Annotated in this window: 12 protein-coding genes; 10 read left to right on the forward strand and 2 right to left on the reverse strand. The window is 57.3% G+C overall.

Features of this window, described 5'->3' with window-relative positions:
• Positions 1–144: 144 nt before the first annotated feature.
• The 4 genes from KK102_RS09470 (at position 145) to sixA (ending at position 4830) form a co-directional block, all read left to right on the forward strand.
• Entirely contained in the window at positions 145–429 is a 285-nt protein-coding gene (locus KK102_RS09470; RefSeq protein ID WP_216357449.1) for a YfcZ/YiiS family protein, read from the forward strand.
• A gap of 248 nt (positions 430–677) precedes the next feature.
• Positions 678–1988 carry an acetyl-CoA C-acyltransferase FadI gene (gene fadI, locus KK102_RS09475; RefSeq protein ID WP_032666638.1) on the forward strand — a complete coding sequence of 437 codons (1311 nt, stop codon included), beginning with the start codon at positions 678–680 and terminating at the stop codon, positions 1986–1988.
• Positions 1988–4135, forward strand: coding sequence for a fatty acid oxidation complex subunit alpha FadJ (gene fadJ / locus KK102_RS09480; RefSeq protein ID WP_216357450.1), 2148 nt, complete (start codon positions 1988–1990; stop codon positions 4133–4135). Before fadI ends, fadJ begins: the two co-directional genes overlap by 1 nt.
• Positions 4136–4344: 209 nt before the next feature.
• Entirely contained in the window at positions 4345–4830 is a 486-nt protein-coding gene (sixA, locus tag KK102_RS09485) for a phosphohistidine phosphatase SixA (protein WP_003861375.1), read from the forward strand.
• Positions 4831–4876: 46 nt separating this feature from the next.
• Here sixA and smrB read toward each other — a convergent pair whose 3' ends face one another.
• Positions 4877–5428, reverse strand: coding sequence for an endonuclease SmrB (smrB, locus tag KK102_RS09490; RefSeq protein WP_042718983.1), 552 nt, complete (start codon positions 5426–5428; stop codon positions 4877–4879).
• A 145-nt stretch (positions 5429–5573) separates the two neighbouring features.
• On the opposite strand from smrB, the gene prmB reads away from it, so the two are divergent.
• Genes prmB through KK102_RS09520 form a run of 6 tightly spaced genes read left to right on the forward strand, consistent with a single transcriptional unit; the run spans position 5574 to position 10125 of the window.
• Positions 5574–6506, forward strand: a complete 933-nt coding sequence (gene prmB / locus KK102_RS09495; protein WP_023312578.1) for a 50S ribosomal protein L3 N(5)-glutamine methyltransferase — start codon at positions 5574–5576, stop codon at positions 6504–6506.
• Between the two features lie 60 nt (positions 6507–6566).
• A complete protein-coding gene (gene aroC, locus KK102_RS09500) occupies positions 6567–7652 on the forward strand; it encodes a chorismate synthase (RefSeq protein ID WP_216357451.1) in 1086 nt (361 codons plus the stop codon).
• Between the two features lie 2 nt (positions 7653–7654).
• Positions 7655–8479, forward strand: coding sequence for a penicillin-insensitive murein endopeptidase (gene mepA / locus KK102_RS09505; RefSeq protein ID WP_010433221.1), 825 nt, complete (start codon positions 7655–7657; stop codon positions 8477–8479).
• On the forward strand, positions 8479–9288 hold the full coding sequence (locus KK102_RS09510) for a sulfite exporter TauE/SafE family protein (protein WP_126544336.1): 810 nt from the start codon (positions 8479–8481) through the stop codon (positions 9286–9288). Before mepA ends, KK102_RS09510 begins: the two co-directional genes overlap by 1 nt.
• Entirely contained in the window at positions 9288–9833 is a 546-nt protein-coding gene (locus tag KK102_RS09515) for an elongation factor P hydroxylase (RefSeq protein ID WP_126544337.1), read from the forward strand. Before KK102_RS09510 ends, KK102_RS09515 begins: the two co-directional genes overlap by 1 nt.
• A 13-nt stretch (positions 9834–9846) precedes the next feature.
• A complete protein-coding gene (locus tag KK102_RS09520) occupies positions 9847–10125 on the forward strand; it encodes a YfcL family protein (protein ID WP_048029667.1) in 279 nt (92 codons plus the stop codon).
• A gap of 58 nt (positions 10126–10183) precedes the next feature.
• Here the strand turns inward: KK102_RS09520 and mnmC are convergent, their stop codons facing one another.
• A complete protein-coding gene (gene mnmC / locus KK102_RS09525) occupies positions 10184–12181 on the reverse strand; it encodes a bifunctional tRNA (5-methylaminomethyl-2-thiouridine)(34)-methyltransferase MnmC2/FAD-dependent 5-carboxymethylaminomethyl-2-thiouridine(34) oxidoreductase MnmC1 (RefSeq protein WP_216357452.1) in 1998 nt (665 codons plus the stop codon).
• Between the last annotated feature and the right edge of the window lie 123 nt (positions 12182–12304).

The following is a 12304-nucleotide window of genomic DNA, read 5'->3' on the forward strand; positions in this document are numbered from 1 at the left end:
TTTGTTTTAGATCATTTTTTAGTGTGATATTGCTCACTTATCCGATTTTGCGTCATTAACGGCTGGAGAGAGCCAGCGGCGGGGCGTAAAATATCAGCATCGTGTTTATCTCGCGCCTTGCGCGAATACAGAGGAAATTGAGCTATGAGTAAATGCAGTGCTGATGAAACCCCGGTTTGCTGCTGTATGGATGTTGGCACCATCATGGACAACACCGATTGCACCGCGTCTTACAGCCGTGTATTCACTAGCCGTGCCGAAGCGGAAGAAACCCTGGCCGCGCTGAGTCAGCGTGCGCGTGAAGTAGAATCCGATCCGTGCGAAATCAAGTCGACCTTCACCGAAGTGAACGGCGGCGTGAAGCTGGACATCGACTTTGTTTTCGCCTGTGAAGCAGAAACCCTGATTTTCCAGTTAGGCCTGCGTTAATCCTTTTTGCCCGGCGGCGCTTCGCTTGCACGGGCCTACGATCGTGTAGGCCGGGTAAGGCAACGCCGCCACCCGGCAACATACCGCACAAATGCCCCTGCTATGCAGGGGCATTTTTCTTTTTCTTCTCTGTGTTTTAGCTCTCATTTTTATGCTTCCCCAATTGGCTGAATGTAAAAAAATGGTTAAGACTGTTATCAGGTCAGACCACTTAGATATTTGTGTAAAGTTTTTTACAGGGGAATGTTATGAGTCAGGCATTACCGCTTATCACCCGCCAAGGTGATCGCATTGCCATTGTGAGCGGGTTGAGAACGCCGTTTGCGCGTCAGGCAACTGCCTTTCACGGTATACCGGCCGTCGATCTGGGAAAAATGGTCGTAGGCGAGATGCTGGCTCGCAGCGAAATCCCGCCTGAGGTCATCGAACAGCTGGTCTTCGGACAGGTCGTGCAGATGCCTGAAGCCCCCAATATTGCACGTGAAATTGTTCTCGGCACGGGAATGAATGTGCATACCGATGCCTACAGCGTCAGCCGCGCCTGCGCGACCAGTTTCCAGGCCGTGGCGAACGTGGCCGAAAGCCTGATGGCGGGGACTATTCGCGCGGGTATCGCGGGCGGGGCGGACTCCTCTTCGGTACTGCCGATTGGGGTCAGTAAAAAGCTGGCGCGTATCCTGGTCGATGCTAACAAAGCCCGTACGACGGGTCAGAAACTCAAGCTCTTCTCGCGTTTACGCCTGCGCGATCTGATGCCTGTCCCGCCCGCGGTGGCTGAATATTCCACCGGCCTGCGCATGGGCGATACCGCCGAGCAGATGGCGAAAACCTACGGCATTACCCGTGAACAGCAGGATGCGCTGGCGCATCGCTCGCATCAGCTTGCGGCAAAAGCCTGGTCGGAAGGCAAGCTGACCGACGAGGTCATGACCGCCTACATTCCGCCCTATCGCGAACCGCTTGCGGAAGATAACAATATTCGCGGCACCTCAACGCTGGCGGATTACGCCAAACTGCGCCCGGCGTTTGACCGCAAGCACGGCACGGTGACGGCGGCGAACAGTACGCCGCTGACGGACGGGGCCGCCGCCGTGATCCTGATGACCGAATCCCGTGCGAAGGAGCTGGGCATTACTCCCCTCGGCTATTTACGCAGCTACGCCTTTACGGCAATTGACGTCTGGCAGGACATGCTGTTAGGTCCGGCATGGTCCACGCCGCTGGCGCTGGAACGCGCGGGGCTGACGCTGGCTGACTTAACCCTGATTGATATGCACGAAGCCTTTGCCGCGCAAACCCTGGCAAACGTCCAGCTGCTGGCAAGCGAGCGTTTCGCACGCGATGTGCTGGGCCGCGCCCACGCGACCGGCGAAGTGGATCAGAGCAAATTCAACGTGCTGGGCGGCTCTATCGCCTACGGTCATCCGTTTGCCGCCACCGGCGCGCGCATGATCACACAAACATTACATGAACTCCGTCGCCGCGGCGGCGGGTTTGGCCTTGTTACCGCCTGTGCGGCGGGCGGCCTTGGCGCAGCAATGGTTCTGGAGGCTGAATAATGGATATGCCATCTGCATTTAATCTGACGGTTCGCCTCGATAACGTGGCCGTTATCACTATTGATGTGCCTGATGAAAAGATGAATACCCTGAAGGCCGAATTTGGCGTTCAGGTGCGCGCGATGCTAAAGCAGATCCGCGAGAACAAAGCCATTCGCGGCCTGGTGTTTATCTCCGCCAAGCCGGATAACTTTATCGCCGGGGCCGATATCAACATGATCGCCCGGGCGCAAAGCGCGCTGGAGGCCGAAGAGCTGGCGCGTCAGGGCCAGCAGGTGATGGCGGAGATCAACAGCCTGCCGATCCCGGTTATCGCCGCTATCCACGGTGCCTGTCTGGGCGGTGGGCTGGAGCTGGCGCTGGCCTGCCATAGCCGTATATGTACCGACGATCCGAAAACCATTCTGGGCCTGCCGGAAGTGCAGCTGGGCCTGCTGCCTGGCTCCGGCGGAACGCAACGTCTGCCGCGCCTGGTGGGCGTCAGCACGGCGCTGGAGATGATCTTAACCGGCAAGCAGCTGCGCGCCCGTCAGGCGCTGAAGGCCGGTCTGGTCGATGACGTCGTGCCGCAGTCCATTTTGCTGGAGGCCGCCGTTGAGCTTGCGCTGAAAGGACGTCAGGTAAGACGTCCTCTTCCTGTGCGTGAGCGCGTGCTGGCAGGGCCACTGGGGAGAACGCTCCTGTTTAATATGGTGGGTAAAAAGACCGAACAAAAAACCAAAGGCAACTATCCGGCGGCGAAGCGCATTCTTGAGGTGATTGAGACCGGGCTGTCGCAGGGTAGCAGCAGCGGTTATGCCGCCGAGGCAAAAGCTTTTGGCGAACTGGCGATGACGCCGCAGTCTCAGGCGCTGCGCAGCATCTTCTTTGCCAGCACAGACGTCAAAAAAGATCCGGGAAGCGATGCTGAACCTGCGCCGCTGCGCGCCGTTGGCGTGCTGGGAGGCGGGCTTATGGGCGGCGGTATCGCTTTTGTTACCGCAAGCAAAGGCAAATTGCCTGTACGCATCAAAGACATTAATCCTAAGGGGATCAACCACGCGCTGCAGTACAGCTGGCAGAACCTTGATCAAAAGGTCAAGCGCCGCCATATCAAGGCAAGCGAGCGTGATAAAACCCTGGCGACGATCTCCGGGACAACGGATTACAGCGGTTTTGCGCACCGCGATCTGGTGATTGAAGCCGTGTTTGAGGATCTGGCGCTTAAGCAGCAGATGGTGGCAGACGTTGAACAGCATTGCGCCCCGCACACCATTTTTGCTTCCAACACGTCGTCATTACCGATTGGCGACATTGCGGCGAACGCCGCGCGTCCGGAGCAGGTGATTGGACTTCACTTCTTCAGCCCGGTCGAAAAAATGCCGCTGGTGGAAGTTATTCCACATGCTACCACCAGTCCGCAAACCATCGCCACGGTAGTCAAGCTTGCGAAGAAGCAGGGTAAAACGCCGATCGTGGTAGCAGATAAAGCCGGCTTCTACGTCAACCGCATTCTGGCGCCCTACATTAATGAAGCCATGCGGCTGCTGACGGAAGGGGAGAAGATTGAGCACGTCGACGAGGCGCTGGTAAAGTTTGGTTTCCCCGTTGGCCCAATCCAACTTTTGGATGAGGTGGGAATAGACACCGGCACTAAAATTATACCTGTACTGGAGGCGGCTTACGGAGACCGTTTTAGCCCGCCTGCAAACATTGTTTCTGCAATTTTGAAGGACGATCGCAAAGGCAGAAAAAATGAACGCGGTTTCTATCTTTACGGGACAAAAGGGCGTAAAAGCAAGAAACAGGTCGACCCTGCGGTTTATGGGCTTATTTCTGTTACCGGTCAGGGAAAACTTTCCGCGGTTCAGTGCGCTGAACGCTGCGTGATGATGATGCTCAATGAAGCGGCGCGCTGCTTTGGTGAGCAGGTCATCAAAAGCGCGCGCGATGGCGACATCGGCGCGGTATTTGGCATTGGTTTCCCGCCGTTCCTTGGCGGCCCGTTCCGGTATATGGACTCCCTTGGTGCGGGTGAAGTGGTCGCAATTCTGCAACGTCTGGCTTCGCAATATGGTCCACGGTTTACACCCTGTGACGAATTATTGCAGATGGCGGAACGGGGCCAGACATTTTGGCCTGCAAGGGAAACTGTCCTCGTAAGCTGAGGTCAAAGAAGGGTAAATCCTGAAGTGAATGAACCTGTTTTGGCGATTTTGTAAACAGAGATTGACTATACTTACGCCATTGAGGTAAAAAACAGCGTTTCATTCACCGAATGGATCAGGCACAATGCCCGGCCATCGGGTTTTCTACCTCTCTGCTTTAATCGCGGGTAGTCAACGCCGGTGATTCTGGTTAACAAAAGCGGTGCAATATGCAAGTTTTTATCATGCGTCACGGCGACGCGGCACTCGATGCCGCCAGTGACTCAGTACGTCCTTTGACAGTCTGTGGCTGCGACGAATCCCGTCAGATGGCGACCTGGCTTAAAGGTCAAAAGGTGGACATTGAACGCGTTCTGGTGAGTCCGTTCCTGCGTGCAGAACAGACGCTGGATGTGGTAGGGGAGTGTATGAACCTGCCTTCCAGTGTGGATGTTCTCCCTGAACTCACGCCGTGTGGCGATGTAGGTCTGGTGAGTGCCTATCTTCAGGCGCTGTGCAATGAAGGTGTCGCTTCCGCACTGGTCATTTCCCACCTGCCGCTGGTCGGCTATCTGGTATCTGAGCTGTGCCCTGGCGAAACGCCGCCTATGTTCACGACTTCCGCCATTGCCAATGTCACCCTCGACGAAACCGGCAAAGGTGTCTTTAACTGGCAAATGAGTCCGTGCAACCTGAAGATGGCAAAAGCGATCTGACGTGACGTGCGATATGGCGGGGTGCAATGTGCTTCCCGCCATCCTGTCAGGGCAATTCTGGCGGCTGCCATTCCTCGACTTCAATCAACACCAGCAATGCGGCATCTCCGCCGTACTCTTTGGGTGCCTGATGAAACGCCATCACGTGTGGATGCTGAGCCAGCCACAGCGGCGTCTGCTGCTTGAGAATATGCTTGCCGTGGCCATGCATCACGCAGGCGCAGAAAACATGTTCACGACGACAGGCTGCAATCAATGCCCCCAGCTCCTGCTTCGCCTGCATCTGGGTTAACCCGTGCAGATCGAGAAACAGCTCCGGTGAATAGTCCCCACGGCGTAACTTTTTCAGCTCAAAATGGCTGACGTCTTCGCGTACGTACTTCACCGCCCCCTGCGTGTTGAGCAGCGGCTGAAATTCATCTGAAAAATAGTGGCTGTTATCGGCCTGCTCCTGAAGCAGTCGTTTGACCGGCACTTCGCTGATTTTTTTGCGCTGAGGACGATGAACGATGGTGTCCTGCGTGATTTTACGCGTCCCGGTCATCAGCTGTCGGAAGAGCGTCTGATCCTCCTCGCTGAGCGATGTTTTCTTTTTCATTTGGCATTCTCATCTCGTATTTCCGATAGTGTACCCGACTAAACGCATTTTTTAACCTCAAGCGGTACGCGTCATTGCTGATTTATCGCCGTCTTCATGGCAAACTAGCCGCCGAAAATTATGCGAGCATGCCCTGGAGGAAAGAGTGGATAAAATTTTTGTCGATGAAGCAGTAAACGAGCTGCATACCATACAGGACATGCTGCGCTGGTCGGTTAGCCGCTTCAGCGCCGCCAACATCTGGTACGGTCACGGTACCGATAACCCGTGGGATGAGGCCGTTCAGCTGGTGCTGCCGTCCCTCTACCTGCCGCTGGATATCCCGGAAGACATGCGCACCGCGCGCCTGACCTCCAGCGAAAAACACCGCATCGTTGAGCGCGTGATCCGCCGCGTGAACGAGCGTATTCCTGTCGCCTACCTGACCAACAAGGCCTGGTTCTGCGGCCACGAGTTCTATGTTGATGAACGCGTGCTGGTGCCGCGCTCGCCGATTGGCGAGCTGATCAACAACCACTTTGAAGGACTGATTAACCATCAGCCGCAGCATATTCTGGATATGTGTACCGGTAGCGGCTGCATCGCGATTGCCTGTGCCTACGCATTCCCGGAAGCGGAAGTGGACGCGGTCGATATCTCTACTGACGCGCTGGCCGTAACCGAGCACAACATTGAAGAGCACGGCCTGATCCATCACGTTACGCCAATTCGCTCCGATCTGTTCCGCGATCTGCCGACGCTGCAGTACGATCTGATCGTCACCAATCCGCCGTACGTCGATGCAGAAGACATGTCCGATCTGCCAAACGAATACCGCCATGAGCCGGAGCTGGGCCTGGCATCAGGCTCTGATGGCCTGAAGCTGACCCGCCGCATTCTGGCCTGCGCGCCGGATTACCTGACCGACGACGGCGTTCTGATTTGTGAAGTGGGCAACAGCATGGTACATCTGATAGAGCAGTACCCGGATGTGCCGTTCACCTGGCTCGAGTTCGACAACGGCGGTGACGGCGTCTTTATGCTGACCAAAGCGCAGCTGCTCGACGCGCGCGAACACTTCAGCATCTATAAAGATTAATCCAGCGGGCTTCGGCCCGTTTCACAACGCTCAAACACAAACAACAACATCGGAGCCGTGATGGCAGGAAACAGTATTGGACAGGTATTCCGCGTGACCACCTTTGGGGAATCGCACGGGTTGGCACTCGGTTGTATCGTAGACGGCGTACCGCCAGGCATCGAACTGACCGAAGCCGATTTACAGCACGACCTCGACCGCCGACGTCCGGGCACCTCTCGCTACACCACGCAGCGTCGCGAGCCGGACCAGGTCAAAATTCTCTCCGGCGTCTTTGAAGGGCGCACCACCGGGACCAGCATTGGCCTGCTGATCGAAAATACCGATCAGCGCTCTCAGGACTACGGTGCCATCAAAGACGTGTTCCGTCCGGGCCACGCCGACTACACCTACGAACAAAAGTACGGCTTCCGCGACTATCGCGGCGGCGGACGCTCTTCCGCGCGTGAAACCGCGATGCGCGTGGCGGCTGGCGCCATTGCCAAGAAATACCTGCAGCAGAAATTTGGCATCGTTATCCGCGGCTGTCTGACCCAGATGGGCGACATTCCGCTGGCGATCAAAGACTGGGAGCAGGTCGAGCAAAATCCGTTCTTTTGCGCGGATGCCGACAAGCTGGAGGCGCTCGACGAACTGATGCGCGGCCTGAAAAAAGAGGGCGACTCCATCGGTGCGAAAGTCACGGTGGTGGCTGACGGCGTTCCGGCTGGCTGGGGCGAGCCGGTATTCGACCGCCTCGACGCCGACATCGCCCACGCGCTGATGAGCATCAACGCGGTGAAGGGCGTCGAGATTGGCGACGGTTTTGACGTGGTCCAGCTGCGCGGCAGCCAGAACCGCGACGAAATCACGAAAGCGGGCTTCCAGAGCAACCACGCGGGCGGCATTCTGGGCGGTATCAGCAGCGGGCAGCAAATTATTGCCAACATCGCGCTGAAGCCGACCTCCAGCATTACCGTGCCGGGCCACACGATTAACCGCTCTGGTGAAGAAGTTGAGATGATCACCAAAGGACGTCACGATCCGTGCGTGGGGATCCGCGCGGTGCCGATCGCTGAAGCAATGCTGGCGATCGTGCTGATGGATCACTTCCTGCGCCAGCGCGCGCAGAATGCGGATGTGACGACCACCATTCCACGCTGGTAAACATGAAAAAAACCGCAATTGCTCTGCTGGCGCTGCTCGCCAGTGGAGCCTCTCTGGCCGCCACGCCGTGGCAAAAAATCACCCATCCGGTGGCGGGCAGTGCGCAGTCCATTGGTGCTTTCTCTAACGGCTGCATCGTAGGTGCGCAGGAACTTCCGCTGCAGTCGGACACCTACCAGGTGATGCGTACCGATCAGCGCCGCTATTTCGGCCATCCGGATCTGGTGCTGTTTATACAGCGCCTCGGTAATCAGGTGCATAACCTGGGGCTGGGCACGATGCTGATTGGCGATATGGGAATGCCTGCCGGGGGCCGCTTCAACGGCGGTCACGCCAGCCACCAGACCGGACTGGATGTCGATATCTTCTTACAATTGCCGAAAACGCGCTGGACGTCTTCGCAGCTGCTGAAACCGCAGGCGCTGGATTTGGTCGCGAGCGACGGTAAGCGCGTGGTGCCCTCCCTGTGGACGCAGGATGTCTCCAGCATGATCAAGCTGGCGGCAGAAGATAACGACGTCACGCGGATTTTCGTTAACCCGGCCATTAAGCAGCAGCTCTGTCTGGATGCCGGAACGGATCGCGACTGGCTGCGCAAAGTGCGTCCGTGGTTCCAGCACCGTGCACATATGCACGTTCGTCTGCGCTGCCCGGCGAACAGCCTGGAATGTGAAGATCAGCCGCTTCCACCGCCTGGCGATGGCTGTGGTTATGAACTGCAAAGCTGGTTTGAACCGGCGAAGCCTGGAACCTCTAAGCCTGAGAAGAAGACACCGCCTCCGCTGCCGCCTTCCTGCCAGGCGCTACTGGATGAGCATGTACTTTAATGGATAATTTCGTCGATCTGTTTATGGTGTCACCGCTGCTGCTGGCGGTGCTCTTTTTTGTTGCTATGCTCGCCGGGTTTATCGATGCGCTGGCGGGTGGGGGCGGTTTGTTGACGGTTCCGGCGCTGCTGGCGGCGGGCATGAGCCCGGCTCAGGCGCTGGCTACTAACAAGCTGCAGGCCTGTGGCGGCTCGCTCTCGGCGTCGCTCTATTTTATCCGCCGCAAGGTGGTGAGCCTGGCCGATCAAAAGCTCAATATTCTGATGACCTTTATTGGCTCGACGTCGGGCGCGCTGCTGGTTCAGCACGTGCAGTCGGATGTTTTGCGCCAGATCCTGCCGATCCTGGTTATTTGCATTGGCCTTTATTTTTTACTGATGCCCAAACTCGGTGAAGAAGATCGGCAGCGTCGCCTGCACGGCCTGCCGTTTGCGCTGGTTGCCGGGGGCTGTGTTGGTTTTTATGACGGTTTCTTCGGCCCGGGCGCAGGCTCGTTTTATGCGCTGGCGTTCGTGACGCTGGCCGGATTCAACCTCGCCAAATCCACCGCCCATGCCAAAGTGCTCAACGCGACCTCAAACGTCGGCGGTCTGCTGCTGTTTATCATTGGCGGCAAGGTTATCTGGGCAACCGGCTTTGTGATGATGGTGGGCCAATTTTTAGGCGCGCGCGCGGGCTCGCGTCTGGTATTGAGTAAGGGGCAAAAGCTGATCCGTCCGATGATTGTTGTGGTCTCGGCGGTGATGAGTGCCAAACTGCTTTATGACAGCCATGGACAGGAGATCCTCACCTGGTTGGGGATGCACTAATGAACAGTACGCATAAATACGAACAGCTGATTGAGATTTTCGACGGCTGTTTTGCTGATGATTTTAATACCCGTCTGATTAAAGGCGACGACGAACCGATCTATCTTCCTGCTGATGCAGAGGTTCCGTATAACCGCATCGTGTTCGCCCACGGCTTTTACGCCAGCGGTTTGCACGAGATTTCGCACTGGTGCATCGCGGGGAAAGCACGTCGCGAGCTGGTGGACTTCGGTTACTGGTATTGCCCGGACGGGCGAGATGCCGCGACGCAGGGGCAGTTTGAGGATGTGGAAGTCAAACCCCAGGCGCTGGAGTGGCTGTTCTGCGTGGCGGCGGGCTTCCCGTTCAACGTGAGCTGCGACAACCTGGAAGGCGACTTCGAGCCGGATCGTATCGTCTTCCAGCGCCGCGTTCATAAGCAGGTGATGGAATATCTTGAGAAGGGCATCCCGGAACGTCCGGCGCGCCTGATCGAGGCTTTACAGAATTATTACCACACGCCGGCGATCGCGGCGGAATGCTTCCCGTGGCCGGAAGATCTTTAACAGAGGAAAGAAGATGATCGCAGAATTTGAATCACGCATTCTGGCGTTAATTGATGACATGGTGGAACACGCCAGTGATGATGAGCTGTTCGCCAGCGGTTATCTGCGTGGTCACCTGACGCTTGCCGTCGCCGAGCTGGAGGCAGGTGACGATCACTCTGCCGACGCCGTTCACGAAGAAGTGACGCGCAGCCTGGAAAAAGCCATTCAGGCCGGGGAGCTCTCTCCGCGCGACCAGTCTTTGGTGCTGGGCATGTGGGACAATCTGTTCCAGCAGGCGAAAGCGAAGTAAATGTATCGCCACCCTCTCCCTGTGGGAGAGGGTTAGGGTGAGGGCACCAGACCGCGCCCTACTTAACCTTCTTCCCCTTCAGCAGTTTCCGCACCCACAATCGATTCGGATTCAGCCCCGCAAGCGTAACCCTGTCCAGCGGAATCGGCTCGTCGCTCATCTGCGCGGCTAACACTTCAGCCAGCAGCGGGGCTGAGCACAGCCCGCGAGACCCTAATCCACCCAGCATATACAGTTCCGGATAAACCGGCGCGCTTACCGCTTTATCCCGGTTATCAGCAAGGTCCTGATAGGCCTCAAGCGTCGCGTCGTAGTCCGGCACATTTCCCGCCATCGGCAGATGGTCACGCGTGGCGCAGCGTACGCCGCAGCGGGCTTCCCCCTCGCTGACGTCAACCTCTTTCGCCCACGCCGCATCCGGGAAACAGTCAACCAGACGCTGGCGGCTCTGCTGCTGGTCCGCGTCGCTGTAGCGCATCTCCGTTTTGCCACGATGATAGCTCGCCCCGATGCAGTGATGGCCGTTAGACGGATTTTGCGGCGTCAGATAGCCGTCATAGCACAGCACCTGACGCAGTTTGCCGAGCGCAGGCGCGGTTGGGATATGGCTGACCTGACCACCGACCGGATAAACAGGCAACGTTTCTGTCTGGATAAACTGGCTGATGTTATGCCCGTTTGCCAGCACAACGCTGGCATGCTGCGCCGCTTTGCCATCAGCAAAGTGCAGATTCCAGCATTCTGTCCGGCTAAGCGATTCGACCTTGTGGGCATAGTGAACCGTCAGCCCGCGCGACTGGGCCAGCGTGATTGCCGCCGCCGTCAGATCGGCCGGGCATAGCCAGCCGCCGAGCGGATACTGTATGCCGTCACAGCGCGTGTCGACGCCGGTGGTATCAGCAATCTGCTGTGCAGTGACCGAATGGGCGATCGCCTCCGGCAGACCCAGCGACAGCATTTGCGCAATTTTTTGCTGGCTCTTCTCATCCCAGCCAAGCTGCGTTACGCCGCACCAGTCGTGGTCAAAATCAACAGGCAGAAGATCGTACAGACGACGAGCAAACGTAAATGCCGCCGGGAAAAACTGGAACAGCGCCGGGTCGTGCGCGCTCAACAGAGGATAAAGCGCGCCCTGACGGTTGCCTGAGGCCCCCGTCGCGGGTTTCTCATCAGCGCAGTAGAGCGTGACCTGCCAGCCACGGTGCAGAAGCGCGAGCGAGAGCAGGGCGCTCGCAATGCCGCCGCCAATGAGTGCTACCTCGCGTGTTGCACTGGCGCGACGGGAAAACCACGGCGCCTGTGCGGGGACATTCAACGTCTGTTCCATCGTCCCGACCAGCATGTCGCGTTTGCGGCCAAACCCCTTGGTTTTACGCATGGTAAAGCCCGCTTCCTGCAGCCCGCGGCGGACAAAGCCTGCCGAGGTAAAGGTGGCGAGCGTTGCGCCCGGGCGGGCCAGACGCGCCATTGCGCTAAACAGATGCTGACTCCACATATCCGGATTTTTGGCGGGGGCAAAACCGTCCAGGAACCAGGCGTCCACTTTCTGGTTCATCGAATCGTCGAGCCGATCGGTAAGTTCGTTAATGTCCCCCAGCCATAAATCCAGGGTGACGCGTCCACCGTCCAGAATCAGACGATGGCAGCCACCCACGGCCGGTGGCCATTGCGCCTGAAGCTGCTCTGCCCAGGTTGCCAGTTCCGGCCAGCGCCGATGTGCAAGCTGCAAATCGTGCAAAGTGAGCGGGAATTTTTCAAAACTGACGAAATGTAATCTTTTGAGGGTAGCCTCAGGGTGGGCAGCGTGAAACCGATCAAACGCCTGCCAGAGGGTCAGAAAATTGAGTCCGGTGCCGAATCCGCTTTCCGCTACCACGAACAGACTGCGGGGATGCTCGGGGAATCGGGCGCCCAGCTGGTTTCCGTCGAGAAAAACATAACGTGTCTCTTCAAGTCCGTTATCATTAGAAAAATAGACGTCATCAAAATCTCGGGAAACAGGTGTACCCTCAGCGTTGAATTCGAGGTTGGCGGGTTGTATAGCGTTTTGTTTCACGTAAGTTACTCGTCTGACAGGCAGTGGCACGATCTTAACGATGTGAGTCCATCGGTGCAAATTTCCGCAGAAAATGTCTGATCGGACTTGTTCGGCGTACAAGTGTACGCTATTGTGCGACTC

This window comes from Enterobacter quasimori (genome assembly GCF_018597345.1).
In the GTDB taxonomy this organism is placed as follows: domain Bacteria; phylum Pseudomonadota; class Gammaproteobacteria; order Enterobacterales; family Enterobacteriaceae; genus Enterobacter; species Enterobacter mori.

What these genes read in the sequence shown, in the direction of transcription:
- sixA (WP_003861375.1), top strand. Translation starts at nt 4,345, where the DNA reads ATGCAAGTTTTTATCATGCGTCACGGCGACGCGGCACTCGATGCCGCC.
- KK102_RS09520 (WP_048029667.1), top strand. Translation starts at nt 9,847, where the DNA reads ATGATCGCAGAATTTGAATCACGCATTCTGGCGTTAATTGATGACATG.
- aroC (WP_216357451.1), top strand. Translation starts at nt 6,567, where the DNA reads ATGGCAGGAAACAGTATTGGACAGGTATTCCGCGTGACCACCTTTGGG.
- fadI (WP_032666638.1), top strand. Translation starts at nt 678, where the DNA reads ATGAGTCAGGCATTACCGCTTATCACCCGCCAAGGTGATCGCATTGCC.
- KK102_RS09510 (WP_126544336.1), top strand. Translation starts at nt 8,479, where the DNA reads ATGGATAATTTCGTCGATCTGTTTATGGTGTCACCGCTGCTGCTGGCG.
- smrB (WP_042718983.1), bottom strand. Translation starts at nt 5,428, where the DNA reads ATGAAAAAGAAAACATCGCTCAGCGAGGAGGATCAGACGCTCTTCCGA.
- fadJ (WP_216357450.1), top strand. Translation starts at nt 1,988, where the DNA reads ATGGATATGCCATCTGCATTTAATCTGACGGTTCGCCTCGATAACGTG.
- KK102_RS09470 (WP_216357449.1), top strand. Translation starts at nt 145, where the DNA reads ATGAGTAAATGCAGTGCTGATGAAACCCCGGTTTGCTGCTGTATGGAT.
- KK102_RS09515 (WP_126544337.1), top strand. Translation starts at nt 9,288, where the DNA reads ATGAACAGTACGCATAAATACGAACAGCTGATTGAGATTTTCGACGGC.
- mepA (WP_010433221.1), top strand. Translation starts at nt 7,655, where the DNA reads ATGAAAAAAACCGCAATTGCTCTGCTGGCGCTGCTCGCCAGTGGAGCC.